Source organism: Corynebacterium sp. CNCTC7651, from assembly GCF_021496665.1.
Lineage (GTDB): Bacteria > Actinomycetota > Actinomycetes > Mycobacteriales > Mycobacteriaceae > Corynebacterium.
In genome coordinates, this window is the sequence record NZ_CP071246.1 from 1,079,548 (window position 1) to 1,104,793 (window position 25,246).

Here is a 25,246-nt window from a genome sequence, read left to right on the forward strand (position 1 = left end):
TCGCTGGGGCCGTACAATGCCACGCATGGGCGCATTCGATTGGTTTTGGAAGGCCATGGGCTCGACCACCGAGCGCAACAACAAGAAGTCAAAGTCCGTGGTGGCCGCGGCACATGAGCTGATCCCGGAGCTTTCCCAGCTTGACGACGCTTCATTGGCAGCCACCGTCCGAGGAACCGTGGCAAACGGCGAAATCGCCGACAAGCCGCGGTTTTTGGCCGGGTTATCTGTCGCATCCCAGCGTCGTTTGGGCATGACCCCGTTCAACGTGCAGAACCAGGCGGTGCTGCGCATGCTGGAGGGCGACGTGATCCAGATGGCCACCGGCGAGGGCAAGACGCTGGTGGGCGCGATGGCCGCCACCGGCTATGCGCTGACGGGCAAGCGCGTGCACGTGATCACCGTGAACAACTACTTGGCGGACCGTGACGCGGAGTGGATGCGGCCGCTGGTCGAGTTCTTCGGGCTGACCGTGGCAAGCGTGACGGAGGCATCGACGCGCGAGGAGCGCGTGGCGGCGTACCGCAGCGACGTGATCTACGCGCCGGTGACGGAGATCGGCTTCGATCACCTGCGGGACAACCAGATCACCCACCGCTCGCAGACGGTGCAGCCGCCGGCTGACGTGGCGCTGGTGGATGAGGCAGACAGTGTGCTGGTGGATGAGGCTCTGGTGCCGCTGGTCCTCGCCGGTTCTGAGGGTTCCCAGCAGGCCACCGGCCAGATCACGGCCGCGGTGTCCCACCTCGAGGAGGAAGAGGACTACACGATCGATGCTGAAGGGCGCAACGTCTTCCTCACCGATAAAGGCGCGGAAAAGGTCGAGCGGCTCCTGGGCATCGACTCGCTGTATTCCGACGAGCACATCGGCACCACGCTGGTGCGGGTGAACCTGGCGCTGCACGCGAAGGCGCTCTTGGTGCGGGACGTGCACTACATCGTCGCGGACGGCAAGGTCGCTCTCGTGGATGCCTCCCGCGGCCGCGTTGCCGAGCTGCAGCGCTGGCCGGATGGCCTTCAGGCTGCGGTGGAGTCCAAGGAGGGCCTCGACGTTTCTGAGGGCGGCCGCATCTTGGATTCCATTACCCTGCAGGCACTCATGCGCCGTTACCCAATCGTGTGCGGCATGACCGGCACCGCTGTGGAGGCGACCGACCAGCTGCGCACCTTCTACGGCCTGCATGTCTCGGTGATCGACCGCGCTCAGGAGCTGAAGCGTTTCGACGAGGCCGACCGCATCTACGCCACCATGGAGGATAAGAACGCGGCCATCGTGGAGGAGATCGCGCACATTCATGCGTCGGGGCAGCCGGTGCTTGTGGGCACGCATGATGTGGCGGAGTCGGAGGCACTGGCCGAAGCCTTGGAGGCGCGCGGAATTGCGGTGAACGTGCTCAACGCGAAGAACGACGCGGAGGAGGCGCGCATCATCGCCGAGGCCGGCGACACCGGCCGCGTGACCGTGTCTACCCAGATGGCCGGCCGCGGCACCGATATCCGCCTCGGCGGCGCAGATGAGGCGGATCACGACGAGGTTGCGCAGCTTGGCGGCCTGGCCGTGATCGGCACCGCCCGCCACCGCACGGCCCGCCTGGACAACCAGCTGCGCGGGCGCGCGGGACGACAGGGTGACCCGGGCCTGAGCCTGTTCTTCGTGTCCCTGGAGGACGACATTGTGAAGGTCGGCGGCGCGGATGAGCAGGTCACCGCACAGCCGGCGCAGGACGGGCGCATCGAATCGAACCGCATCCAGCAGTTTGTGGAGCACTGCCAGCGCGTGACCGAGGGCCAACTGCTGGAGATCCACTCGCAGACCTGGAAGTACAACAAGCTCCTCGCCGATCACCGGGACATCCTGGATGAGCGTCGTGCAGCGCTGTTGGACACGGACACCGCATGGCGCGAGCTGGCGGAGCGTAACCCACAGCGGGCCGCGGAGCTGGACCACCTCCCGCAGGATGTGCGGGAGCAGGCCGCGCGCGACATCATGCTCTTCCACCTCGACGACGAATGGTCTGAGCACCTCGCCCTGATGGACGACGTCCGCGAATCCATCCACTTGCGCGCCATCGCCCGCGAAACGCCGATCGATGAGTACCACCGCATCGCCGTGCGCGAGTTCAAGGACCTCGCGAACAGGGCCGTGGACAAGGCTGCTGAGACTTTCGCCACCGTGGAGATTACGGAGCGGGGGGCAATGCTTGCCGACGCCGGCTGGAAACGCCCCAGCTCTACGTGGACCTACATGGTGTCCGACAACCCGCTTGCCGGTTCCGGAAACTCCGTCATCTCAGGTATCGGAAACATCTTCCGCTAGGGTGGCGTGAGTCACGGCCCGCAGGCCGGCGGGCCAGTCGGTAATATGACCCTTGATTAACCCTTTCGATTGCTTGGAGGAAACCGATGAGCGAGAACACGGGTACGCCGCAGAACCAGGTCGAGACGACCTCGGTCTTCCGCGCTGACCTGCTGAAGGAAATGGAGTCTGGTGCAGCTGCCTCGCAGGACGCTGCCGTTGGTGCAGAGAACCTGCCCGAAGGTGCTGCGCTGCTCGTGGTCAAGCGTGGCCCGAACGCTGGTGCCCGCTTCCTCCTCGACCAGGATTCCACCACCGCAGGCCGCCACCCGGAGGCGGACATCTTCCTGGATGATGTCACCGTGTCCCGCCGCCACGCAGAGTTCCGCCGCAAGGAGGACGGCTTCGAGGTGGTTGACGTGGGCTCCCTGAACGGCACTTACGTGAACCGTGAGCCGCGCAACTCTGAGGTGCTCTCGGATGGTGACGAGATTCAGATTGGCAAGTTCCGCCTGGTCTTCATCTCCACCGCAAAGTAGATGGATCGGCGCTAACGCCTCCAGCTACCACAATTAGCCCGGTTTCTAACCGAACGACTCGCGTGTCGGTTAAAGCCGGGTATATTGTTTCCCAAACCTTAAACCTCGACGAAAGATTGAGCACCGTTCGTGAGCGCTATCCGTAAGACCGCCCCGCAGGCGGCCACACGCCAGTCCGTGAAAACCATGTCCATCGGCGTTGTGCTTGAGCGGCTTCGGACGGAATTCCCGGACGTGACCGTGTCCAAGATCCGCTTCCTGGAGTCTGAAGGTTTGATCACCCCGCAGCGCACGGCGTCCGGTTACCGACGCTTCACGGACGCGGACGTGGAGCGACTGCGCTATATCCTGGTTACCCAGCGCGACAACTACCTGCCGCTGAAAGTGATCCGCGAGCAGCTTGACGCGATGGATTCCGGTCAGGTTGCCGCAATCCTCACCTCCGCGGACGCTGAGCCGATCGTCTCGCCGGAGGCGTTTCGCGCACCGGCTGCGACCCAGCTGACCGACGTTGAGGTTGCGCAGCGCGCTGGGGCGGATGAAGCCACCGTCGCGGAACTGATCAAGGCGGGGCTTATCACCCCCAACGCCGCCGGCCTGTTCTCGGAGGATGACGTACGGGTGACCACCACCGCCGTTGCGCTCAAAGAATTCGGGTTCGACGCGCGTCACCTGAAGACACTGCGCACCGCCGCCACCCGCCAAGCGGACCTCATTGCCCAGGTGACGGAGCCGGTGGCCAAGTCCGGCAAGGCATCCGCGCGCCAGCAGGCGGAAGAACTCGGTCAGCAGATCTCGGCGCTCGTCGTGTCCCTGCACACCTCGCTGGTGAAGAGCGAGCTGCGCAACCAGCTCTCCCGCTAGCCGTGGTACCCGTAAACCTCCTCGGGGTATTCCCGTTCGGCCCCGAGCAGTTTCTTTGCGCCCTCCTGGAGTGGGAGGAGAAGGGCCGCTACGTTCCGCTGTGGCTGCCGCCCATTGAAGGGGCTACGCTCGCTGCTCGGTTGGACGACTGGTCCCCGAAGCGGCCGGACGCCCACGAGGCGATGGCGGACATCATTGCGCAAACCACCCCGGGTATCGCAAGCATCGAGCTTTCCAGCTACCACGACGGCATGTTCACTGCGACGTTGACGTTAGAGGGCGGTGCTGAGATAGACATGCGGCCGTCGGATGCGTTGCTCCTTGCCCTGGTTGCAGACGTCCAGCTCGAGGCGGATGAGACGGTGCTCCAGCAAGCGTCCATGGCGCTGACGAAGCACGACGCCCGGGAGTTCTTCGGCCTGGATATCCCGGATGCCACCTTGACTGAAGGAGATCTCGCTGCCGGCCCGCGGCCTGAGGCGGTCACGGGGGAGCGGGAGCCTGAGTTGGACCCGGACGCGTTCGAGGACTTCATGCGGGAGCTGGGTTTCGACGGCAAGCTAGACGACGAACCCTAAACCTTCAAGTTGAGGTTGAAACTTTCGGCGTGTTGCAGTCTCAAGTCTTGACCTGAGGTCTAGGCTGACCTTTAATATGCAGTAGGCCATCAGGCAAACACCATGGGAGTAATTACGTGAGCGGGAACACCATTGATACCCCGGCGCAGGACGAGAACGCGCCGGTGCAGGAGTCACTGTTCGACATTGGCCCGTCCGACGAAGTGGGCTACCGCGTTCCCATCGCTTGCCAGGTTGCCGGCATTACGTACCGCCAGCTCGATTACTGGGCTCGCACTAACCTTGTGCGCCCGTCCATCCGCGGTGCGAAAGGCTCCGGCTCCCAGCGCCTGTACTCCTTCAAGGACATCTTGGTGCTCAAGATTGTCAAGGGCCTGCTTGATACCGGCATCTCTCTGCAGAACATCCGCCTCGCCGTGGACAAGCTGCGGGACCGTGGTGTGAACGACATCGCCGAGATCACCCTGGTGTCCGATGGTGTGACGGTGTATGAGTGCCGCTCCAACGAGGAGATCATTGACCTGCTCAACGGCGGTCAGGGCGTGTTCGGCATCGCCGTCCCGCAGATCATGAAGGAACTCACCGGCACCATCTCCGCGTTCCCGTCAGAGCGCGTGATCGAGGACGCGGAGCCGGACAACGTCGTGGGCATCGACGAGCTGGCTGCCCGGCGCCGCCTCAAGACGTCCTAGCGCTCACCCTCACTGCCGACCGCGGCGACGATCGCCGCGCGGATGTCGTCGCTGTCTCTTGCCTCTTGGCGTGAAGCTGCTCCGGCATCCAGCGCCTGATCCTTCGGCCCATCGCCGACATGTACTACCGCGACGCTGATCCCAGCGTCGCGCGCCTGCTTTAGCGCCTCAGTAAAGGCTGCGTCGTTGCCTGCGTCCGCCGTGCCGGTAGTGATCAGGACAATCCGGGCCGGTGACCCCTGAGCACTTTGCGCCGAAACTACCGTGTCCAGCGCGGCGGTGACGGCTTCGCGGGTTTGCGGCACGCCACCCGTCAAGAAACGGCGTACTGCGTCCTGCACCGGCGCAGCATCCGGCGTGAACGCGATGTTTCTGCGGTAGCCGTGAGTCACGCCCTCAGAGAGCGGGGAGGAGTAGTTCCACAGCGCCACGGCGTAGCCGCCGCTAGCTACTTCGCCTGCGGCCTCAGCCACGCCTTCTTCCGCGGCCTCCAGATACGGTGCCATCGCTTCGGAGGTGTCCAGCAGGAACAGCGTGTCCATAACTTCGCCGTCGGCAGCAACGGCGGCATCGTCGGCGGCACTCGGGGATGCGCCATCCGCAGTGATTGCGGCCCCGCCGGACGGTAGCGCTGCCGCCCACACCAGCTCAGAGATGATGGGTTGAGCGGGCACCCCGTCGGTGGAGAAATTCTCGCCCAACGCGCGGGCGAAATCCTGCCCGGCGCGCGACTGGTTCTCATCAACCGTGTCACCGGTGTTGAGGGGGATCGCGGCGTAGTGCACGGCTGCATCCAGGGGTCCGAAGGTCCAGCCCGTAGGCGTTGTTGCCTCGGACACCGCAGCCACTGATTCACTGTCAACGTCGGTGGCGGTGGCAACGCGCTGGTCTGTCAACGCCTTGACCGCGGCGGTATCTTCGCCGGCAAGCACAGCGGCGGCGATGGCCGAGGACGCTGGGGTGTCGGTGGGGAAGCGGACTGCATCAATGCCCACAACGGCGCCCTCGGGAGCCTCCGACCCCTGCGGCGAAGCCAGCCCGACCACGTCCGCGGTCACGATCTCGGGTTCTGCCACCGCGGCGGTGCGGCCCGCGTTGGCCAGCTCCTGGTGTGCCACGGCAGTGTTCGGAGCGATGTACACCGCCGCGTCCTTCAGGCTGTCCACCAAGACCGGCTGGACGCAGTAATCCCGCACGACGGGGTTGGTCCCCGCGTACTGGTCAACCAGTGTCCGCCCGATCGCCTCATTCGAAGCCGCGATCGGCAGCGCCAAGTCCCCGGACACGCACGTCGGCTCCGCCGCGTTCGAGGCGTTCTCGCTGGTGCCGGAACCGCGCCCAACCATTGACCAGACGATGCCCGCGATGAGCAGCAGCGCGACAACCAGCGCGACTATGGCCCCCGCGGAGAGCTGGTAGTTATTCTTCCCGTTCGAGTGCCGTCCCATAGCTAGGCAGTCTAGTGCGCCAGAAGCTCCTCGAGTAGAGCCAGCAGGCGCGCCCGAATCGGCTCCGCCTCTGCCGCGAGAGCCCGCTGCCGGGCCACGTATTCCGCCTTGCCCTCCGGCGTTTCCACCGCGACCACGCCGAATCCAAGCGACCGGCAGTCATACGGCGATGCCTCCATGTCCAGCACGCGCGCCTGCATCGCCAGCTCAAACGCGTCCAGCAGCAGCTCACCCGGTACCACAGGCCCCATCTTGGCGGCCCACTTGTACAGATCCATGGACACGTGCACGCACCCCGCTTGGTCGTGCTCTGCTTGCGTCCCACGCTCCAGCACGGTGAGATTCAGCGGCACCGCGGGCGGCGTGAAGAAGCGGTAGGCATCGAAGTGGCTGCACTTGAGCTGATGCTTGTCGACGACAGCATCCGTGCCCTCCCGCCCCAATCGCAGCGGAAGATTGTGGCGCGGCGCATCGGTGCGGTAGACCATCGCCCACTCGTGCATGCCGAAGCAGTCGAAGTGCGCCTGGCGCGTCGCTGTGGCCGAGAGCAGCTCTTGGATGCGCTCCATGTCGCGGCCCCGTTTAGCCAGGAAGGCATCCACGTCGAGGCGCACCGCTCCGTCGGCATCGATCACGTAGAAGGGGTAATCCTTGTGGCGGCTTAAGGAAGCGTCGATAAGCGTGGCCCCTAACCCCGGATGCCAGCGGGTGAGCTGGCTGGCGCGGAAGGGGTAGTAGTCGAAGAGAAAGTCCCACACGGGGTGGGACGTGCCGCGGGTGCGGCGCTCAAGGTGTGGGAGCGTGTAGCGCTCGGCGCGGGCGACGTGAGCCGCCTCAGCTGCGCGAGCCTCGGCGGGGGAGTAGGAGGCGGGCATCTACTCGTCCTCGTGGGTCCAGTCGCTCACCGTGCCCACGTACTCCTCGATGATGTCCTCCAGCGCTGCCACGCCCACCAGCTCGCCGTTCACCCGCACCTGCGCCATGTGGGCGGAGCGGCGGTGCATGGATGTCAGCGCGTCATCGAGCGACTGGCTGCCGTCCACAATGCTCAAGGGGCGGATGCGGTTGACGGGGACCACCGGATCCTCATCCTCGCACTCCATGAGGTCCAGGATGTCCTTCACGTGGACGTAGCCGATCAGCACACCCGGCGCGCGCTCGACCGGGTAGCGGGAGTAGCCGGTCTCACGCACCGCGTCCTCGATGATAGAGAGGCGGATGCCGCGGGGGTGGTACGGGATGGTCTTGACGTCCTCCAGGGGAATCATGACCTCGACCAAGTTGCGGGACTCCGTGCGCAGCGCGTTGGCCAGGCGAGCAGTCTCCTCCGCGTCAAGCAGGCCCTCCTCGCTGGACTCCTTGATCATGGTGGCCAGCTGTTCCTGGTCCACGGTGGACTCCAACTCATCCCGCTGCTCGATGCCGAAGGCCTTCAGCGTCGTGCGCGCCACCCAGTTCAGCGCCTCAATGATGGGACGGGTGATCTTCATCCACACGGTGAACGCCGGGGTGAGCAGCATCGCGGTGGATTCCGGGCCTGCGATGGCGATGTTCTTTGGCACCATCTCGCCCAGCAGGATGTGCAGGAAAGAAATGATGATTAGGGCGATGACGAAGCTGATCGGGTGCAGCAGCTCCGGTGGCAAGCCCGCGCTGCTGAACGGCGCCTCGATGTATTGGGCGATGGCCGGCTCCGCCACCTTGCCCAAGATCAGGGAGGCCACAGTGATGCCGAACTGGGCACCGGCCAAGTAGATCGACAGGTGTTCGATGGCGTAGATGACGTTCTTGGCCTCGCCCTTGCCCTGCGCCAACAGGGATTCGAGGCGGTCTCTGCGGGACGACACCAGTGCGAACTCAGCGGCCACGAAGAACGCGTTGGCTGCAAGCAGCACGGCGATGAGGAGGATTGCGGTCAGGATGTTCATCGCGCCGCCCCCTCAACGTCTGCCTGGGCTGCGAGATACTTCGCGGCCTGTTCCGGTGTGATGGGGGTGAGGATTGCGCGGTCCACGCGCCTTTCATCCATCACCGTCACCCGGGCAAGCCAGTGGCCGCCCCCGCCGCCGGATTCAAACTCCTCCTGGAAGGTCGCCACAGCCTCCGGCAGCACAACCTTGTCGCCAACTCTGGGGATGCGCCCCAAGGTCGCCATGATCAGGCCGCCGAGCGTTTCGTACGGCCCGTCCGGCGCGGTGTAGCTGGTCTTCTCCGCCACGTCGTCCAAGCGCACAAGGCCCGCGATCTCCCATGAGGTGCCGAAGCGCTGGAAGTCCCGCTCTGACTCGCGGTCGTCATACTCGTCGTACACCTCGCCCAGGATCTCTTCCACCACGTCTTCGATGGTGACTAGGCCCTGCGTGCCTCCGTACTCGTCCGCAATCAAGACCACTTGGGAACCGGCGGAACGAACGCGGTTGAGCACCGAGTCGCCGTCCAGCGTGCCGGGCACGAATGGGACCGGTTTGGCTAGCGACGCAACCTTTGTCACGCTGCGCTCCTCCTTGGGTACGGAGAATGCGTCCTTGATGTGCACGACACCGATCGTGTCGTCCAAGTCCCCGCGGCGGACGGGGAAACGGGAGTGGCCGGACTCGCGGGCAAGGGCGATCAGGTCCGCCACCGTTTCCTCCGCATCGAGGGAGTCGATGGTGGAGCGCGGCGTCATCACCTCCTCCGCCGTTGTCTCGCCGAATCGCAGCGAGCGGTCAATCACCGCAGCCGTCTCCGCATCCAGGCCGCCGGCCTCTGCGGAGTTGCGCACCATGGCGCCGAGCTCCTGGCCAGAGCGTGCGGACGCCAGCTCATCCGCCGGCTCGATCCCCATCTTGCGGACGACCCAGTTGGCGGAAGCGTTGAGGGTGTTGATGAACCATTTGAAGACGGTGTTGAACGCGTTGACCGGCGGCACCACGAAACGCGCGGTGCCCAGCGGCTCCGTGATCGCGATGTTCTTTGGCACCAGCTCTCCGAACACCATGGAGAGGAAGGTTGCCACGACAAGCGCGAGGATGAGAGCGACGGTGCGCGACGCGTCCGCGCTGAGACCCACAAGCTCCAGCAGGGGAGTAAAGTACTGGCCCAGCACCGGTTCCGCGAGGAAACCGGCGGCGAGGGTGGTCAGGGTGATGCCCAGCTGGGCACCGGAGAGGACGAACGAAAGGTTCGCGTGGTCGCGCGCCACAGCCTTCGCGGTGGCATCGCCCTTTTCCCGCACGTGCGCTTCAATGGTGGAGCGCTCCAGGCCCGTCATGGCGAACTCGATTGCCACGAACAGGCCGGTTGAGGCGGTGAGCAGGATGAACCCGATAAGGGAGAGGATGGATATAACTATGTCCATGTGTGTGGTGAGCGGGGTGAACTAGCGCTCAGGTCTCCTCTTTCTCTGCTGGCCGCCGCGGCGTGGGCGACCAGACGCTTGTCCGCCGCCGGAACCGCGCGAGCGGGCGCCGCGGCGTGCTTGCGGGTTTCTACCCTGCCCGCCCGCCGCAGGCTGCTGCCCCGGGGGCGGCAGCGGGGTGCCCTCGGGTTGACGTGCGGCAGTAATCCTAACCAATTCCGGGCTCATTGGTGCGATGCGAACCACCTCCGCATCCACGCCAGCCTTGCGGAGCAGCTGGTCCACCTCTTTGCGCTGCTCATCCATCACCAGCGTGACCACGCGGCCGGACGTGCCGGCGCGTGCGGTGCGTCCAGCACGGTGCAGGTACGCCTTGTGCTCAGCCGGCGGGTCCACGTGCACCACTAGGGAGACATCGTCAATGTCAATGCCGCGGGCGGCGATATCGGTGGCAACCAGCACCGGGGTGGAGCCGTCCGTGAACCCTTCGAGCGCCCTGGTGCGGGCTCCCTGGCCCTTGTCGCCGTGCAGGCCTTGTGCGTGAATGCCCACGCGGCGCAACTTCTTCACCTGCCGATCCACCCCGTGCTTGGTGCGCATGAACATGATGGTCTTGCCCTCGCGCGCGCCGATCTGCAGCACGATCTCGTTGCGCGTATCCCGGTTGCCCACCAGCAGCTGGTAGTGCTCCATGGTGTCTACCGTCGCCTCCACCGGCGCGGTGGAGTGCGTCACCGGGTCATGCATGTACCGGGCAATGAGCTTTTCGACGTCCCCGTCCAGCGTCGCGGAAAACAGCAGGCGCTGGCCGTTCGCCGGGGTGCGGTCCAAAAGCTTGCGCACTTGCGGCAGGAAGCCCATGTCCGCCATCTGGTCCGCCTCGTCGAGGGCAGTGACAGTGACCGCGTCGAGCGAGAGTTTGCGCTGGTTAATCAGGTCCTCGGCGCGACCCGGAGTAGCCACGAGCAGATCGACCGGCGCGGCGAGCGCGCGGATCTGGTGGTTGATGTTCACGCCGCCAACCACGTCCATCACCCGAAGGCCCAGCGCCGCGGCCGGCTCCTCAAGACGCTCGCGGATCTGTGAGGCAAGCTCGCGCGTGGGCGCTAGCACCAATCCGCGCGGTTTCCCGGGCTTGGACGGCGCGCCGGCAAGGCGAGCCAGCATGGGCAGTCCGAACGTGAACGTTTTGCCGGAGCCGGTGGGGCCGCGGCCTAAGACGTCGCGGCCCGCGAGTGCGTCCGGGATAGCGGCTTCCTGGATAGGGAAGGGCTCCGTGATGCCCTGTTTGCGCAATACGGCAACGATCTCGCGGGGAAGCCCCAGATCGGCGAAAGAGGTCATTGGGACGATCTTACAGCGCGCGAGCCAGCCAACCTAAGCCCTAGTAGAGATGGCGCTAGTAGGAGATCTCCTCACGGTCGCCAGACCATGCGGTGTGGAACGTGCCCTCCATATCCACGCGGCGGTACGTGTGTGCGCCGAAGAAGTCGCGCTGGCCCTGGATCAGTGCCGCTGGCAGGCGGTCCGAACGCAAGGAATCGTAGTAGGAGAGCGAGGAAGCGAACACAGGCACCGGCAGGCCAAGCTGGGTCGCTGCGATGACAACGCGGCGCCAGGAGTCGATCAGGCCGTTCTCCAGCTCGCCCTTGAAGTAGGGGTCTAGCAGCAGGGACGGCAGCTCCGGGTCACGCTCGTACGCCTCGGTGATGCGGTTCAGGAACTTCGCGCGGATGATGCAGCCGCCGCGCCAGATACGCGCCAGGTCGCCCGGCTTGAGGCCCCACCCGTACTCCTTGGATCCGGCGTTGATCTCGTCGAAGCCCTGGGCGTACGCCACAAGCTTGGAGGCGTAGAGTGCGCGACGGACATCCTCGATGAATTGGTCCTTATCAATGCCCAGCTCCTCGAGCATGGTCAGGTCTCCGGAAGGCAGACCGATGCGCTGGGCGGCTTCGCGCTGCGCAAGCGCGGAGGACAGCGCGCGGGCGAAGACAGCCTCGCCGATCGCCGTCGTCGGCACGCCCAGATCCAGCGCCTCCTTGACCGTCCAGCGGCCAGTGCCCTTCTGGCCAGCGGCATCCACAATAACATCGATAAACGGCTTACCGGTGTGCTTGTCCACCTGACGAAGCACCTCCGCCGTGATCTCGATGAGGTAGGAATCAAGGTCGCCCTCGTTCCACTCGCTGAAGATTGCGGAAATCTCTGCAGGTTCAAGACCGGCGGCGTAGCGCAGCAGGTGGTATGCCTCGCCGATAACCTGCATGTCTGCGTACTCGATGCCGTTGTGCACCATCTTGACAAAGTGACCCGCCCCGTCCGGGCCGATGTGGGTCACGCACGGCACGCCGTCCACCTTTGCTGCGATAGATTCCAGCAGGGGCCCCAGGGTTTCCCAGGACTCCACTGGTCCGCCCGGCATGATGGACGGGCCACGCAATGCGCCCTCCTCGCCGCCGGAGATGCCGGCGCCCACAAAGTGGCGGCCGCGCTGCGCCACCTCGCGCTCGCGGCGAATCGTGTCGGTGAACAGGGAGTTGCCGCCGTCGATGATGATGTCGCCCTCGTCCATCGCCGTTGCCAGCTGGTCAATCACCGCGTCCGTCGCCGCACCGGCTTGCACCATGATGATGGCCTTGCGCGGGCGCTCCAGGGAGGCGACGAAATCCTCGATGGTTTCGGAAGGGATGAAGGTTCCCTCGTGGCCGTGCTCTTCCATCACCGCGCGCGTCTTTTCCGGAGAGCGGTTGTAGATGGCCACGGTGTGGCCTTTGGATGCGAAGTTGCGGGCGAGGTTGGAGCCCATGACAGCCATACCGACCACGCCGATTTGCGCGGTGCCGTGAGTGGATTCAGGTGCGTTCTGGGGGGAAGTCATGGGTCCAATCGTACGTAACCCACCTCCGCGTAGCCGTGCGGTTGCCTATAGTTGCTCGCATGACGCAGCGCTCCCTGAATGAGCCGGTCACTGACCCGCTCAACGAAGAAGAGTTGGCAGTGCTCAACGCCGCTAACATCGGCTTTGCCCAGCACCTCGGCCTGGTTATCACGTACTGCTCGGCAGAGCGCCTTGAGGGCTATCTGGATGTGGGCCCGCAGCACCTGCAGGTCGCAGGGATTGTCAACGGCGGTGTCTACGCCTCTATCGGGGAGACACTGGGATCCGCAGCCGCCATCGTCACCACAGGCCGCCCTGCGGTGGGCATGAGCAACAACACGGATTTCCTGCGCAGTGTCTCATCCGGCCGCATCGAGGCTGTGGCCATCCCGGTGCATACCGGCCGCACGACCCACCTGTGGCGCATTGAGATGTCGCACGAGGGCAAGCTAGCCGCCATCACGCACCTCAAGCTGATGTTGATGGAGATCTAGCGGGCCTACAGCCAGTTATTCCGGCGGAACCACCAAAGCATCGCGCCCATTACCAGCAACATCACTAGAAGGGTGGCGGGGTAGGCCCACTTCCATCCCAGCTCCGGCATGTACTCGAAGTTCATGCCGTAAATACCCGCGATCATGGTAGGGGCAGCAGCCATGCCGACCACTGCGGAGATGGTGCGCATGTCCGCATTCTGCTGCATGGACACCTTGGCCACCGAAGCATCCAGCAGCGAGGTCAGACGCTCGTCGAAGCTGGACAGCCTGTCGCTAACGATCGTGGCGTTGTCCTGCACGTCGCGGAAGTAGGAGCGCAGGGCCTTGCGCACCAGGTCCTTGTTATTGGTCAACCCGTTGCGCAGGGCGGGCGCCAGCGGGTCGATAGCGTGGCGCATCTCCAAGATCTCTCGCTTGTAGTTGTAGATCTTGTCAATGTTGATCTGCCGGCGCGGGGTGAACACCTCGTTTTCCAGCTCGTCCACGTCCTGGCTCAGGTAGTCCGCAACACGCAGGTAGTTGTCGGTGAGGTAGTCTGCCACCACCCAGGCCACGGCGCTGGGACCCAGCACCGCCAGGTCTTCTTCCTCCTCCAACTTGCCGGTGAGATCCGGCAGGGGAGCGTTGTGGCGGATGGTAATGGCAAAGTTGGGGCCCGCCACCACCTGCACCTCGCCGGTAGAAATGATTTCGCGGGCGTCCAGCACTTCCTCGTCGTCCCGGTAGTGCACGGAGCGCACGACCATGAACAGCTGCTCATCGTAGCGGTCGATCTTTGGGCGCTGGTGCGCATCCACAATGTCGTCCACGATCAAGTCGTCCAAGTCGAAGGTCTCAGCGATCTTCTCCATCTGGTCCACGCTCGGCGCCTTCAAAGACAGCCAAACAAACGCGTTTTCGTGCTGCTCCACCACCTCCATCGCTTGGCGGATCCGGAGGTTGCCCGGAAGCTTCTTGCCGTCCACGAACACGCGGCAGAAATCGACAGAGCGCTCGATGGGGACGGGAACCGGTTTGCGCGCCGGCGGTTCCGGTTTCTTAGGACGCTGGCGTGACATGGGAAGGCGCGGCGGCATGGGCTTCAGCCCCCTTTCGTTCGAGCTCAGGGCAGCGCAAAGCGCACCCGCTATGGAGCAGGCGAAGACAACGTGAGTGATACTACGCGCTTTCCGACCACTGTCGAACAGAGCGTGCGCACATAGCCAAAAACCCCGCCGACCTCAGGTCAGGCGGGGTATGCGCGGCTAGAAATCTAGCGCTGCTCTTCCTCGGACTCCAGCTTCTCCAGTGCGGTGCGCTGGGTGCGCTGCTCCAGCTGGCCGTTGGTGGTGACCAGGTTGTAGCGGCGCGGGTTGAACGCGTTGAGCGCCCAGGTGTAGGTGGACACGGTGCGGTTGCGCATGCCCTGCAGGAACTGTACGTGAACCACAAGCCACATCATCCAGCCGATGAAGCCGGTGAACTCCACCTTGCCCATCTTCACCACAGCGTTGAAGCGGGAGATGATGGCCATGGAGCCCTTGTCAAAGTAGGAGAACGGATCGCGGTCCTCCGGAGCCACGTCGTGCTCGACCTGCTCCTTGATAATCTTGGCCACGTACTCGCCGGACTGGATCGCCACCTGTGCCACGCCCGGGAGGCGGTCCAGGCTCATCATGTCGCCGATGATGAAGACGTTGCGCTTGTCGCCCACGGAGCAGTCCGGGTTGACCGGGACCTTGCCGTTGCGCTCTGCCTCAACACCAGCCTGCTCAGCGACGATGCGGCCCAGCGGGGACGCTTCCACACCAGCGGACCAGATCTTGGTGTACGCCTCGATGGTGGTTTCTTCGTCCGTCTTGGTGTTCTTGTAGGTGACAGATTCCGCGTCAACGTTGGTGACCAGGGAGTTCAGCACCACAGTCACGCCCTCGCGCTCAAGCTGGCGCTGGGCAACCTTGCCCAGGCGCTTGCCAAACGGCGGAAGGACCTGCGGCAGGCCATCGATGAGCACAATCTTGGTCGACTCGGGGCTGAAGGTGTACTGGCCCTTGTCAAAGGAGCGGTGCGCAAGCTCCGCGATCTGGCCGGCCAACTCAACACCGGTCGGGCCGGCACCGACGATGACGAAGGTGAGGAGCTTCTCGCGCTCCGCCGGATCCTCCGCCAGCTCGGCGCGCTCGAACGCGTCCATGATGCGGGCGCGGATCTCAAACGCGTCATCCAAGGTCTTCAGGCCCGGCGCGAACTCCGCGAAGTGGTCGTTGCCGAAGTAGGACTGGCCAGCGCCGGCGGCGATGATCAGAGAGTCGTAGGTGTACTCGAACTCCTCGCCCGCGTCCATGGCGGTGACAACCTGTGCCTCGGTGTCAATGCCCTGCACGTCACCGCGGACAACCAGGAGGTTCTCTTGGCCGCGGGTGAGCTGGCGCATGGACACCGCGATCTCGCCGGAGGACAGCAGACCGGTAGCCACCTGGTAGAGCAGCGGGGCGAAGAGGTGGTGGTTGGTGCGGTCAATCAGGGTGATGTCCACGTCCGCGTCCGCGAGCTCGCGGGCAGCGTAGAGGCCGCCGAAACCGGCACCGATGATGACAACGTGATGACGGCTCCCAGCCGGACGGTACGGCCTATCTGCCATGGTCCAAATCTCCTTTAAAAAGGGTGCGAAAATACCTCCGCATAGTGTACGCCCCCGCCGCAGAACGCTCACAGCGAGTACCGCCGTGGCGCGGCCATCCTCAACCGCTCAGCAGCTAGCATGGGCCCGGTGAGTGAGAGGGTTGAACCAGTCCACCTCGCGGCCATAGACGCTTCAGCGTGGCCGGGGGTTGCCAAGCTCCCGCAGATCACGGGTGCCGGAACTCGCTCCCGGCTCGCTGAGGCCGGCTTCGCGCGGGCCGTGTCGCGGGCTGGCTTGCTTCTCGACGGTCCACAGCCCGACCTGGTTGTCGACCACGCCGACGTGTTCACGCGTATTGCCGCCAGCGGCTGGATAGGCCTGGCCGAGGGGTATTTGGCAGGGGAGTGGCACACCGCGTCGTCGGAAAGCTTGGTCCACGTGCTGGAGGGGCTGGTTCGCGCGAAGTACGCGCCCCGCACCACCAAGCTCGCACCTTCCTCGGCGGATGCGCTCGGCGAGGTGCCGCCGAGTCTGGTGTCGCATTACTCGGGCGATGGCGTGAGTCCGTTCCAGGGGCACTTCGCCACCGGTGTGCCGACCACCGAACGCAAGGCGTTCAAATCCAGGGTGCCCGGTGCCGGGAAGGGGAGGGAGCCTGCCCGCCACTATGTCGCGGTAACCGAGTTCGGCGCGCCGCTGGACACCTCGCGCCTAGACCTGGCTGATGCGCAGGCGCGCAGCACCAGCATGCTCTTAGACGCCGCGCACGTCACTCGGGGGTCTCACACCCTCGTGGTTCCAACAGCAGGCGGCGCGATTGCGGTGGAGGCGGCGTCACGCCGGGCAAACGTGGATTGCGTCGCTGCGCAACCCGCTACCGCTGAAGCACTGCGGGAACACCTCGTGTTCGCCGGAGCTGAAGACGCTGTCCACGTGCTCACCGGCCAGTGGGGCCTCGCCCCGTCCCGCCCGACCTATGACGCGATCGTGAGCGCCGAGTACCTGGAGACACTCGCGCCGCGCGAGAAGATCCGCTACCTGCGTGCTGTGGACAGCGCGCTTATGCCAGGTGGGCGGGCGGCTGCGCAGACTGTGGTACGCACCGAGCGCATGTCCCGCGCAGGCACCGCCGCGCTCTCCTCGCTGCGGGCGTACATCTGGCCGGGCCTGCACTTTGCGACGATCAAAGACATCGCCACCATGCTGGACCAGCACACAGGCCTGCGGCTGACCGGCGTGACGCTCGCGCCGGACCACCTTGCTGCCTCGCTGAAGCTGCAGCGCGCGACCTTTGATACCAGGCTGCGGGACGCGGCCGCGGACGGGTTCGACGTGGTCTACCGCCGGCTGTGGACCTGGCAGCTCGCGCTGCGCGAGGCCCTGGCACGTCTCGGCATGCTTGACCTCGCGCAGGTGGTGGCGACGACGCGGAGTAGAGGCGGTCGTCGCTAAGCACCCTGCCCCTAAACACCCCGCCCCTAAGCCAGGGTGACCTGGGGGCGCGAGGCGCGCTCGAGGAGGGCTGCGATGGACTCGAACGGCTTACCCGCCACCATCTCCAACCCCATCTCGCAGGTGCGGTTCGCGGAGACGAAGCAGTCGAAGTTGCCTGCCTCCAGCCCCGCGCGCTCCTCGCGGGTCGCGGACTCCACCAGCTCGGGGTGGAGCATGACGCGGTCGCCCGCGGTGCCGCAGCACGCCGCGCCCTCCGGAACGGCAGCGTCGCCGCAGGCATCCGCGAGCGCAAGCAGCGCGTCGGTGGTGCCCATGTGCTCGCCGGAGCACGGCGGGTGGACGGCAATGCGGCCCAGGTCCTCGGTGATCTCGAGGTGCTCGACCACTTCCTGGTCCAGCCATTCGACGATGTCCAGGACGCGGATATTCTCAAAGCGTTCCAGCTCCTCGCCGATCAGGATCTCCGGCATGGAGTCGACGATGGTGTGGCTGCACGAGGCGGCGTCGACAATCACTGGCAGTTCGCCCTGGTTCGACCATTCCCACATCTGATCCAGCAGGGAAAGCGCCTTGACGCGGTACGCCTCGGTGAAGCCCTTGGAGGAGAACGGCATGCCGCAGCATTCGCCGTCCACGTTGTCCGGGATCCACACCGGCGCGCCGGAGCGGCGGCCAAGCTCCGCCACGGCGTTCGGGGTGGCCAGGGAGCCTTCCGGCACGTGGTTCGGGCGGCCGAAGATGCGGTTCACGCAGGCGGGGAAGTAGACCGCTGCCGCGCCCTCGCGCTGCGTCTCCGGCATGTCGGGAGCGCGGTGGGGCATTGGGCCCGGCACGGAAGGCAGTCGCTCCGGCGAGATCAGGGTGCGGCCGACCGTAGTCACGGCGTTGGCAAGGGATGGGCCCATGAAGTTCACGCCGGCGACCGCGGTGCGGCCGAGGACCTCGACAGCGTCGTAGTGCTTAGCAATGCGCTTGGCGGTGGTGCGTTCCGCCTTTGTCGCCTGGGCTGCGCGCAGCTGCTTCATGGCCTTGCCGGTATCAATGCCTACCGGGCAGGGGATAGCACAGGTGCCGTCGGCGGCGCACATGTCGATGGCGTCGTACTGGTACTGGTCCCGCAGGTTCTCCAGCACTTCGGAGCCTTCCGGCTGGCGCGCCATCTCGCGGCGCAGCACAATGCGCTGGCGCGGGGTGACGGTGACGTGCCGCGACGGGCAGATCGGCTCGCAGAAGCCGCACTCCACGCAGGTGTTGATCTCATCCTCAACCTTGGGGAAGGACTTGAAGCGCTGGAGGTGGATATCAGTCGAGCGTGTGAGCTTGACGTTGGGGGCAAGAATGCCGGCTGGGTCGAGGGTGTCCTTGACCTCCCAGAACAGCTCGAAGATTTCCTCGCCCCATTCGCGCGGCACGAAGGGAGCCATGTTCACGCCGGTGCCGTGCTCTGCCTTCATTGAGCCGTCGTACTTGTCCACCACAAGTTCCGTCAGCGCGTCGAGGAACTTTGCGTAATGCTCCAGTTCCTCCTCGTTGGCCAAGTTCGGGGTGATGAAGAAGTGGAGGTTGCCGTACGGCGCGTGGCCCATCACGGCATCCGGGTAGCCGTACTCTTGGAGCAGGTCCATCAGGTCGGCCGCAGCTTCGCCGATGTCCGCCGGAGGGAAGCAGACATCCTCGGTGATCAGGGCTGTACCTTGGCGGCGGTTCTCGCCGATCAGGCCAAAGAGACCATTGCGGAGCTGCCACATGCCGTTTTGCACCTTCGGGTCAGTTTCGAAGTGCAGCGGGGAGAGCAGGTCCGCATCCTGCAGAACGTCCTCCGCGGCTGCAACGGCCTCGTGCAGGGCATCCTCATCCACCCCGCCGACCTCGAGCAGCAGGGCTGCGGTCTTCGAGTCGATGTCCGCCCATTCCTTCGGCGCCTGCTTGAAGTTGCCCACGGAACGCTTCATCACGTCCGAAACCAGCAGCTCACAGGCCTCGGCGCCGGCATCCACCAACTTGGCCACGTAGTTCGCGGCATCCCGGATGTCAGGGAGAACCACCCAGGTCACGGCCTTCTTCTTCGGCAGCTCGATGGTGCGCATCTCAACCTCGGTGAACACGCCGAGGATGCCTTCGGAGCCCACCAACAGGCGCATGAGGATGCGGACCGGCTCATCCTCATCCAAAAACGCGTCCACGCGCAGGCCGTTGGTGTTGCGGATGGAGAACTTCTTGCGCAGGCGGTCGGTGAGCGCGTCGTCGCCTCGGATGCGGTCGCGGAGCCGGATCAGGTTCTCGTAGAGCTCCGGGCACTGTGTGCGGAAGGCGTCGTCGCCGTCGCGGGTGTCTACGATGGTGCCGTCGGTAAGCACGAACTGCGCCTGGTCGATGGTGTGGTAGGAGTCGCGCTCAAGCTTGCAGCGCATGCCGCCGGCGTTGGTGGACACGACGCCGCCGACGGAGGCGGAGGCAGTGGAACCCGGATCCGGGCCGAGCATGTAGCCGTGCCGGCGAAGTACCGCCTGCGCGTGGCCGAGGACAACGCCGGGGCGGCAGCGCAGGCGCGCGCCGTCCTCCAGGACCTCCATGCCTGTGAAGTTGGTTTTGACATCCACCAGGATGTCGTCCTCGCCTGACCGTTCAGCGAGGTGCCGGCAGAGCGGAAGGTGAGCGTGCGCTTGTGCTCGCGGGCGAAGCGCATGAGTTTCGACAGATCATCGGCGTTGCGCGGCTGGACGACGATCGACGGGATGTCGCGGTACGGCGAGGCATCCGACGCGAAGCGGACGAGATCGGAGACGCGGGCCTGGACGTTGTCTGGGCCGACGATCTCGCTCAGCTGCTCGCGCAGCGTGGCGTCGGAGCCGTTGGCGTACTTGGCGCTGACGGCATCGGGTTTGGTTTCGGCGTAGGCGGGTTTGGGGATGCGTTGCGGATTGGGGGCGAACATCTTAGCCATGTGCCCATGGTACGACCGGAGGAGCAGGTATCTTAGCCAAGGTCAGCTTTAGTTGACATAATGTACATTATCGGACAAAAGGGTAGATATGGGGCGGACAATCGGCCGGCGTTGGCCAACTGTCACTCCGGCTATTAATACGTATTGTTACGGAAAGGTGGCGGGATCTGGGGCCCTCTGGATTCGGGCCTCTTCCGGTCGGCTAGTCCTTCGCCAGGTTGAGCCGGATGTTGATCTCGCCTTCTTCTGCAATCGTCGCGGCGACGAACTCCGGTGTCTCCACGCCGTAGTCCAGACGGTTGATCGGGATGTCTCCGGCAACAATCAGGCGGTCGCCCGAGCGCACCACATCAAAGGTGTGCGTGATCGCGTTGGTCTCGCCGTGGATGGTCAGATCGCCCGTCAGCTCAATCTGGCCGATCCCACCCGTATCCGCCAGCGCTGACAGGTCGGCCGGCTCCGTGATTACAAACGTGGATTCCGGGTACTGATCGGTGTGGAAGATCTTCCGGCGGACGTTGTTATCGCGGACATCGCTGTCCGTAGTCAGATTCGTCATGTCCACGGTGACGTCGCCGGACTGCAGCGTTCCAGCCTCAATCACCACGGCGCCTGTGACGCCTTGGGTGGAACCCGACGTAGTCTTGCGCTCACCCGGCAGCACCTCATTAAACGTGAATCCCGCTGACGTGCTGTTGGCACCCGGGCGCTTGGTTACGGTCCAGGTGCCGTCGATTTCCGTGGTGGGCTCGCGCAACGCTGTGTCGTCGATCCCCTCCGTTTTCACACCGGAGTTGAACAGCATCATGATGAGCGGGATAAATGCGACGGCAAGTGCGATAACAATGAAGACGGACACGCCGACAATCAGCCCGGTGCGGCCCTTCGGGTGCTTCGCGTTTGCGGTAGACATCTATTCCCTTACCTCAACTTCTCAATCTCAATTGCCATTGCAACCAATTCGTCACACAGGTGACGAATTTCCTCCGGGTCGGCGCCTTCGCCTGCGGCGGTGCGGACATCCTCCGCCGCACAGCGCAACTCGAACAATTCGTCTCGCAGCTCCGCTACTCGCTCGGGGCGCAGTATCACCGATCCTTCGGCAATCCCCGCGCCCGATAAGTTATGGCGTTGCTCATACGCCCGCTGTTTGCAAGATTGGCCGCAGTATTTCCGTTTGCGACCTCTCCCCTCTTGGACCGCGAGCTCCCGCCCGCACCAAAGACATACGGGTGCGGGACGCGCTGCAGCCCTTACTTCACCCGACACCCGTACGACTCTAATACACCCAGCGTAAAAGCCCTAGACGCTCCTTACGTGGGTGGGAACAATCGCAGGATGTCCGCCGTTATACTGTAGCGATAGCTCGATCCCCTGCACTGGGGGCGATCTGAGGCACGAAGCGAAGGGATTGTGACAGCATGGCTGATCGTGTTTTGCGCGGAAGTCGCATGGGCGCAGTGAGCTACGAAACGGACCGCGACCACGACTTGGCGCCACGCCAGATGGCGAAGTACCAGACCCCGAACGGGGAGGTGTTCGAGGTTCCCTTCGCGGATGACGCGGAGATCCCCGAAGAGTGGATGTGCAAGAACGGCCAGGTCGGCATCCTCATGGAGGGTGAGGGTGTAGAGGCCAAGCCGGCAAAGCCGCCGCGGACCCACTGGGACATGCTGCGTGAGCGCCGCAGCATCGAAGAGCTCGATGAACTGCTGGAAGAGCGCCTTGAACAGCTGCGCAAGCGCCGCCGCACCGCCGCCCGCATGGCGAAGGAAGCTGAGGCCAAGGAGGCGGAGGGCTAACAGCCCCGTAACCTCGGATCCACTCTGCTTTCAGCAAAAAAAGGGGCGCGCACCACGGCCGGTGCGCGCCCCTTTTTCCGTGTCAGCCCAGTGTCGGGCTGCCGAACGTTACTTGGTGTCCCGCTTACCGTCGCCAAGCAGGCCGGCGCGGCGCAGCTCGAAGCCGGCTAGCTCAACCATCGATGCGGCGGTGTTCGCGGCATCTTCAACGAGGTGCTTCGCCTTACCCGGGATTTCGGAGAGGCTGGTGCGCTTGAGCTCGTACGCTGCCAGATCTTTCATCGCCACGGCAGTGTTGCCGGCGGTCTCTGCCGCAGAGGTCACAACTTCGCCGATGTTCGGCAGCTTTGCGCGGTTGATCTCGTACTGTGCCAGTGCGGTCATCTCCTTCACCAGCTCGGACGCGTCGCGAGCGGTATCGGTGATACCCCACTTGGTCACCTCGCCCAGGGAAGCGACCGCGAAGCTCGCATCCAGCTTAGAGTCCCCCAGCTTGCGGTCCTCAAACGTCACGGGGACCTCGCGGACGTCGAAGCCGGCGTCGATCGCCTTGTGCGCCAGCTCTGCCTGGAAGATGTAGCCCTTCGGGGAAAGCGCAGCCAGGTCAAGCTCCTCCAGCACCTCACGGCGGATCGCGCGGTAGCCCGCGGTCATGTCCTTCACCTCGCCGCCCAGCATGAGGGAGATGTAGCGGTTACCCACCTTGGACAGCAGGTAGCGCTGCTTCGGCCAGTTCTTCACCTCGCCGCCCTCAACGTAACGGGAGCCGATGACAAGGTCGGCGCCGTTCGAAATTTCGTCGAGAAGCAAAGAAAGCTCCTCGGGCGCGTGGGAGCCGTCCGCATCCATCTGCACCAGCACTTCGTAATCGCGCTCGAGGCCCCACGTGAAACCGGCGCGGTACGCGGCCAAGAGCCCCTCTTTGCCCCTGCGGTGCAGAACGTTCACGCGGTCGTGCGCGGCGGCAAGCTCGTCGGCCTTCTCGCCGGTGCCGTCGGGAGAATTATCGTCCACGACGAGGACGTCCACGTCCGGATTCGCGTTGAGGACTCGGTCGACGATCAGCGGCAGGTTCTCTACCTCGTTGTACGTCGGGATGATCACCAGCGTGGTGGTCGACACAGTGGGTGCTCCTTATACGTGCGTTTTGTTCTCGGCGCGGATAGCCCGCGACCCTGTAGCAGCATACCCCCGACGCGAGGTGGCGGCTGCACCGATCATCAGTGCAAGACCGGCCAAGACAAGCACCCACTCGAGCGCCCCGCCGAAGCGGACCGCGGGTGTGACGCGCTCCCGCAGCGGCAGGTCCTCCACGAGGTGATCTGAGGTGAAGATCTCGGTCTGCTGCGACACCGTGCCGTCAGGGTGCACGATGGCGGAGACACCCGACGTGGCCGCGACGATCACAGCGCGGTCCGTCTCGATTGCTCGCATGCGGCTCATCGCCAGCTGCTGGTACGTCATGTCCGTGAACCCGAACGTCGCGTTGTTGGTCGGGGTGGCCAAGATCTGCGCACCGTTGCGCACCGCCATGCGGTACGCGGGATCCTCTGCGACCTCGTAACAGGTAGCTACGCCAAGGGTGACATCCCCCATCTGCACGACACCCGGGCCGTCGCCGGGCTTGAAATCGCCCGCCAGGTCCACGAGGTCGGAGAAGTTGCGGAAGAAATCGCGCATAGGCATGTACTCGCCGAACGGCTGCAGGAAGCGCTTGTGGTGGTAGTCCCCTGCCCCGGTCTCCGGGTCGAACACCACCATGGTGTTGCGGGATCCGACCTCGTCGCGGGTGAGCGTGCCTACAAGGAGAGGTGCGTCGATTGCCTGCACGGCGGAATCGATCAGCGCTGCGGCATCGGAATCCATGAACGGATTCACGTCGGACGCGTTCTCCGGCCATATGACGAGGTCGAGCGGCTTGCCCGTCTGCTCGGCCTCGCGGCCAAGCGCGATGGTCTCGTTGACGTGGTTCGCCAGCACCGCGCGGCGTTGCGCGTTGAAGTCCAGGCCCATGCGTGGCACATTGCCCTGCACCGTCGCCGCGCGAACCGTGTCCACGGTCGCGGCGTCACGGTCTACCCACACTCCTGCCAGCTCGCCGAAACCCAGCGGGAACACGAAGCAGGCGATCGCGATGCGCTGCCGCCAATCGCGGGTGAGCCACGGCATGACAAGGCCCACGCCGGCGAACACCGCGGCCAACGTCACCAGTGCCGGGCCGCCCCAGGCCGCAAGGTTGGCCAGAGGCCCGTTGATCTGGCCCCAGGCAAGGCGCACCCAGGCAAACCCGCCGAACGGGAAGGAAGAACGGGCGAACTCTACGGCGAGGTAGATGAAGGGGAAAGCGAGGAAGCCGTAGCGCCAGCGGGCTGCCAGAACGCCGAAGGCGCCGGTGAGGATCCCGTACAGCGCCAGGAAAAGCGAGAGCGCCACATAGGGCATTGCGCCGACGAACTCGCCGATCCACGGCAGCAGGAAGAGGTAGGTCACCACAGCGTGCGTGTATCCCAGCAGCGCGCCGAACCCCGCAGTCGGGCGCTCCTGCGCCTCCCCCGCCATGCCGGTGGCCGCAGTGAAGCGGCGGGACCACGGCATCAGGGCGAGGTAGAACAGCCCGATGCCAAGCGGCGCCGCCAGGCTGAGGCCTATGGGCTCGTAGGAGAAATACACCAGCCAGCCGCCGATGGCGGCAAGCGCGAAGCGCAGAAACGCGATCACTGCTGGCGGCCCTCCGGGTGCTCACCGGGGCCGTCCATGCGGTACCAGCGCTCAAGCTCGTCCGCGTCGATCACCTCGTGCTCCTCCGCCGACTCCCGGTGAGTGGTGCCGGCCCGGCCAACCCGGCCGGGCTGCGCTTCCGGGGTAAAGGAGCCGTAGCTGGTGCGCAGCGTAGACATCGGCGATGCCTCATACATCCGCACGCCGAACTCCTCCATGCTGCGTTGCGCCTGGGCGCCGATGCTGCGGCGCATAAGCGCCCGGGTGGGCGGGAAGATCATGAGCAAGCCAAAGAACGAGGTGACAAAGCCGGGTACGAGGCATAGCACCCACGCCACCATCAGCAGCGCTGAATCACCGGCGAGCCTGCCGATCGTGGAGCGGCCCTCCGCCGCGGAGACAAGCGCGCCGCGCAGGGAGACGCTGGCAAGGAATCCGCCGAGCACCATCACGCTGGCAAGGAATCCGCCGAGCACCATCACGCCGAGCACGGCAAGCAGCGCCCACCCGACACCGATCATTTTGGCCACGCCGATGAAGGCGAGCACCTCGAGGGCAAAATACGCGAACAAGAGCAGCGGCATGCGGCT

The 25,246-nt window shown here is 64.9% G+C and carries 23 protein-coding genes and 1 pseudogene; 9 read left to right on the forward strand and 15 right to left on the reverse strand.

Annotated elements, in window-relative coordinates:
- Positions 1 to 25 precede the first annotated feature (25 nt).
- The 5 genes from secA2 to JZY91_RS05225 all read left to right on the forward strand — a co-directional run bounded on the left by secA2 (position 26) and on the right by JZY91_RS05225 (position 4,969).
- Entirely contained in the window at positions 26 to 2,317 is a 2,292-nt protein-coding gene (secA2, locus tag JZY91_RS05205) for an accessory Sec system translocase SecA2 (protein ID WP_234948875.1), read from the forward strand.
- An 86-nt stretch (positions 2,318 to 2,403) separates the two neighbouring features.
- Positions 2,404 to 2,835, forward strand: coding sequence for an oxoglutarate dehydrogenase inhibitor Odhl (gene odhI, locus JZY91_RS05210; protein ID WP_234948876.1), 432 nt, complete (start codon positions 2,404 to 2,406; stop codon positions 2,833 to 2,835).
- 186 nt (positions 2,836 to 3,021) lie between these two features.
- Positions 3,022 to 3,699, forward strand: a complete 678-nt coding sequence (locus tag JZY91_RS05215; RefSeq protein ID WP_234949059.1) for a MerR family transcriptional regulator — start codon at positions 3,022 to 3,024, stop codon at positions 3,697 to 3,699.
- Between the two features lie 2 nt (positions 3,700 to 3,701).
- Entirely contained in the window at positions 3,702 to 4,277 is a 576-nt protein-coding gene (locus JZY91_RS05220) for a bifunctional nuclease family protein (RefSeq protein WP_234948877.1), read from the forward strand.
- Positions 4,278 to 4,393: 116 nt separating this feature from the next.
- Positions 4,394 to 4,969 carry a MerR family transcriptional regulator gene (locus tag JZY91_RS05225; RefSeq protein ID WP_370639268.1) on the forward strand — a complete coding sequence of 192 codons (576 nt, stop codon included), beginning with the start codon at positions 4,394 to 4,396 and terminating at the stop codon, positions 4,967 to 4,969.
- Here the strand turns inward: JZY91_RS05225 and JZY91_RS05230 are convergent.
- The 6 genes from JZY91_RS05230 to gndA are packed head-to-tail and all read right to left on the reverse strand — an operon-like array spanning position 4,966 to position 12,638.
- Complete coding sequence (locus tag JZY91_RS05230) at positions 4,966 to 6,417, reverse strand: vWA domain-containing protein (protein WP_234948878.1); 1,452 nt, start codon at positions 6,415 to 6,417, stop codon at positions 4,966 to 4,968. The two genes, JZY91_RS05225 and JZY91_RS05230, sit on opposite strands and share 4 nt — an antisense overlap.
- 11 nt (positions 6,418 to 6,428) lie before the next feature.
- Complete coding sequence (locus tag JZY91_RS05235) at positions 6,429 to 7,292, reverse strand: 3-methyladenine DNA glycosylase (RefSeq protein WP_234948879.1); 864 nt, start codon at positions 7,290 to 7,292, stop codon at positions 6,429 to 6,431.
- Positions 7,293 to 8,345: a hemolysin family protein gene (locus JZY91_RS05240; protein WP_234948880.1), complete on the reverse strand. Its 1,053-nt coding sequence runs from the start codon at positions 8,343 to 8,345 to the stop codon at positions 7,293 to 7,295.
- Positions 8,342 to 9,757 (reverse strand): hemolysin family protein, encoded by a 1,416-nt coding sequence (locus JZY91_RS05245; protein WP_234948881.1) that lies wholly within the window; start codon positions 9,755 to 9,757, stop codon positions 8,342 to 8,344. Before JZY91_RS05245 ends, JZY91_RS05240 begins: the two co-directional genes overlap by 4 nt.
- A 21-nt stretch (positions 9,758 to 9,778) precedes the next feature.
- The gene (locus JZY91_RS05250; RefSeq protein WP_234948882.1) at positions 9,779 to 11,101 is read right to left on the reverse strand and encodes a DEAD/DEAH box helicase; all 1,323 of its coding nucleotides are present in this window, start codon (positions 11,099 to 11,101) and stop codon (positions 9,779 to 9,781) included.
- A 55-nt stretch (positions 11,102 to 11,156) separates the two neighbouring features.
- Positions 11,157 to 12,638 carry an NADP-dependent phosphogluconate dehydrogenase gene (gene gndA / locus JZY91_RS05255; RefSeq protein ID WP_234948883.1) on the reverse strand — a complete coding sequence of 494 codons (1,482 nt, stop codon included), beginning with the start codon at positions 12,636 to 12,638 and terminating at the stop codon, positions 11,157 to 11,159.
- Positions 12,639 to 12,697: 59 nt separating this feature from the next.
- Between gndA and JZY91_RS05260 the strand changes: the two genes are divergently transcribed.
- On the forward strand, positions 12,698 to 13,132 hold the full coding sequence (locus JZY91_RS05260; protein WP_234948884.1) for a PaaI family thioesterase: 435 nt from the start codon (positions 12,698 to 12,700) through the stop codon (positions 13,130 to 13,132).
- A gap of 5 nt (positions 13,133 to 13,137) precedes the next feature.
- Here the strand turns inward: JZY91_RS05260 and JZY91_RS05265 are convergent, their stop codons facing one another.
- Positions 13,138 to 14,211, reverse strand: a complete 1,074-nt coding sequence (locus tag JZY91_RS05265) for a magnesium and cobalt transport protein CorA (protein ID WP_234948885.1) — start codon at positions 14,209 to 14,211, stop codon at positions 13,138 to 13,140.
- A 176-nt stretch (positions 14,212 to 14,387) separates the two neighbouring features.
- The gene (locus JZY91_RS05270) at positions 14,388 to 15,755 is read right to left on the reverse strand and encodes an NAD(P)/FAD-dependent oxidoreductase (protein ID WP_234948886.1); all 1,368 of its coding nucleotides are present in this window, start codon (positions 15,753 to 15,755) and stop codon (positions 14,388 to 14,390) included.
- Positions 15,756 to 15,884: 129 nt separating this feature from the next.
- Between JZY91_RS05270 and JZY91_RS05275 the strand changes: the two genes are divergently transcribed.
- Positions 15,885 to 17,189: a class I SAM-dependent methyltransferase gene (locus tag JZY91_RS05275; RefSeq protein WP_234948887.1), complete on the forward strand. Its 1,305-nt coding sequence runs from the start codon at positions 15,885 to 15,887 to the stop codon at positions 17,187 to 17,189.
- Positions 17,190 to 17,215: 26 nt separating this feature from the next.
- Here JZY91_RS05275 and JZY91_RS05280 read toward each other — a convergent pair whose 3' ends face one another.
- A complete protein-coding gene (locus JZY91_RS05280; RefSeq protein ID WP_370639280.1) occupies positions 17,216 to 19,603 on the reverse strand; it encodes an FAD-binding and (Fe-S)-binding domain-containing protein in 2,388 nt (795 codons plus the stop codon).
- Positions 19,580 to 19,878, reverse strand: a pseudogene (locus JZY91_RS11845) (FAD-binding oxidoreductase); the annotation flags it as partial. The pseudogene JZY91_RS11845 and the gene JZY91_RS05280, both read right to left, overlap by 24 nt.
- Between JZY91_RS11845 and JZY91_RS11850 the strand changes: the two are divergent.
- Positions 19,858 to 20,172, forward strand: a complete 315-nt coding sequence (locus tag JZY91_RS11850; RefSeq protein WP_370639297.1) for a hypothetical protein — start codon at positions 19,858 to 19,860, stop codon at positions 20,170 to 20,172. The pseudogene JZY91_RS11845 and the gene JZY91_RS11850 sit on opposite strands and share 21 nt — an antisense overlap.
- A gap of 166 nt (positions 20,173 to 20,338) precedes the next feature.
- Here JZY91_RS11850 and JZY91_RS05285 read toward each other — a convergent pair whose 3' ends face one another.
- Both JZY91_RS05285 and JZY91_RS05290 read right to left on the reverse strand, forming a co-directional pair.
- Positions 20,339 to 21,049 (reverse strand): YceI family protein, encoded by a 711-nt coding sequence (locus JZY91_RS05285; RefSeq protein ID WP_234948888.1) that lies wholly within the window; start codon positions 21,047 to 21,049, stop codon positions 20,339 to 20,341.
- Between the two features lie 8 nt (positions 21,050 to 21,057).
- Entirely contained in the window at positions 21,058 to 21,405 is a 348-nt protein-coding gene (locus tag JZY91_RS05290; protein WP_234948889.1) for a hypothetical protein, read from the reverse strand.
- 152 nt (positions 21,406 to 21,557) lie between these two features.
- Here JZY91_RS05290 and JZY91_RS05295 point away from each other — a divergent pair, with 152 nt between their 5' ends.
- Positions 21,558 to 21,938 (forward strand): RNA polymerase-binding protein RbpA, encoded by a 381-nt coding sequence (locus tag JZY91_RS05295; protein ID WP_234948890.1) that lies wholly within the window; start codon positions 21,558 to 21,560, stop codon positions 21,936 to 21,938.
- 108 nt (positions 21,939 to 22,046) lie between these two features.
- Here the strand turns inward: JZY91_RS05295 and JZY91_RS05300 are convergent, their stop codons facing one another.
- The 3 genes from JZY91_RS05300 to JZY91_RS05310 are packed head-to-tail and all read right to left on the reverse strand — an operon-like array spanning position 22,047 to position 25,240.
- On the reverse strand, positions 22,047 to 23,060 hold the full coding sequence (locus JZY91_RS05300) for a polyprenol monophosphomannose synthase (RefSeq protein ID WP_234948891.1): 1,014 nt from the start codon (positions 23,058 to 23,060) through the stop codon (positions 22,047 to 22,049).
- Between the two features lie 12 nt (positions 23,061 to 23,072).
- Complete coding sequence (gene lnt, locus JZY91_RS05305; protein WP_234948892.1) at positions 23,073 to 24,656, reverse strand: apolipoprotein N-acyltransferase; 1,584 nt, start codon at positions 24,654 to 24,656, stop codon at positions 23,073 to 23,075.
- Positions 24,653 to 25,240, reverse strand: a complete 588-nt coding sequence (locus tag JZY91_RS05310) for an FxsA family protein (protein WP_234948893.1) — start codon at positions 25,238 to 25,240, stop codon at positions 24,653 to 24,655. The genes lnt and JZY91_RS05310 overlap by 4 nt, the downstream gene beginning before the upstream one ends.
- Between the last annotated feature and the right edge of the window lie 6 nt (positions 25,241 to 25,246).

What these genes read in the sequence shown, in the direction of transcription:
- JZY91_RS05270 (WP_234948886.1), bottom strand. Translation starts at nt 15,755, where the DNA reads ATGGCAGATAGGCCGTACCGTCCGGCTGGGAGCCGTCATCACGTTGTC.
- JZY91_RS05235 (WP_234948879.1), bottom strand. Translation starts at nt 7,292, where the DNA reads ATGCCCGCCTCCTACTCCCCCGCCGAGGCTCGCGCAGCTGAGGCGGCT.
- odhI (WP_234948876.1), top strand. Translation starts at nt 2,404, where the DNA reads ATGAGCGAGAACACGGGTACGCCGCAGAACCAGGTCGAGACGACCTCG.
- secA2 (WP_234948875.1), top strand. Translation starts at nt 26, where the DNA reads ATGGGCGCATTCGATTGGTTTTGGAAGGCCATGGGCTCGACCACCGAG.
- JZY91_RS05295 (WP_234948890.1), top strand. Translation starts at nt 21,558, where the DNA reads ATGGCTGATCGTGTTTTGCGCGGAAGTCGCATGGGCGCAGTGAGCTAC.
- JZY91_RS05285 (WP_234948888.1), bottom strand. Translation starts at nt 21,049, where the DNA reads ATGTCTACCGCAAACGCGAAGCACCCGAAGGGCCGCACCGGGCTGATT.
- JZY91_RS05280 (WP_370639280.1), bottom strand. Translation starts at nt 19,603, where the DNA reads ATGCGCTGCAAGCTTGAGCGCGACTCCTACCACACCATCGACCAGGCG.
- JZY91_RS05245 (WP_234948881.1), bottom strand. Translation starts at nt 9,757, where the DNA reads ATGGACATAGTTATATCCATCCTCTCCCTTATCGGGTTCATCCTGCTC.
- JZY91_RS05240 (WP_234948880.1), bottom strand. Translation starts at nt 8,345, where the DNA reads ATGAACATCCTGACCGCAATCCTCCTCATCGCCGTGCTGCTTGCAGCC.
- JZY91_RS05310 (WP_234948893.1), bottom strand. Translation starts at nt 25,240, where the DNA reads ATGCCGCTGCTCTTGTTCGCGTATTTTGCCCTCGAGGTGCTCGCCTTC.
- JZY91_RS05265 (WP_234948885.1), bottom strand. Translation starts at nt 14,211, where the DNA reads ATGCCGCCGCGCCTTCCCATGTCACGCCAGCGTCCTAAGAAACCGGAA.
- JZY91_RS05215 (WP_234949059.1), top strand. Translation starts at nt 3,022, where the DNA reads ATGTCCATCGGCGTTGTGCTTGAGCGGCTTCGGACGGAATTCCCGGAC.
- JZY91_RS05230 (WP_234948878.1), bottom strand. Translation starts at nt 6,417, where the DNA reads ATGGGACGGCACTCGAACGGGAAGAATAACTACCAGCTCTCCGCGGGG.
- JZY91_RS05250 (WP_234948882.1), bottom strand. Translation starts at nt 11,101, where the DNA reads ATGACCTCTTTCGCCGATCTGGGGCTTCCCCGCGAGATCGTTGCCGTA.
- gndA (WP_234948883.1), bottom strand. Translation starts at nt 12,638, where the DNA reads ATGACTTCCCCCCAGAACGCACCTGAATCCACTCACGGCACCGCGCAA.
- JZY91_RS05260 (WP_234948884.1), top strand. Translation starts at nt 12,698, where the DNA reads ATGACGCAGCGCTCCCTGAATGAGCCGGTCACTGACCCGCTCAACGAA.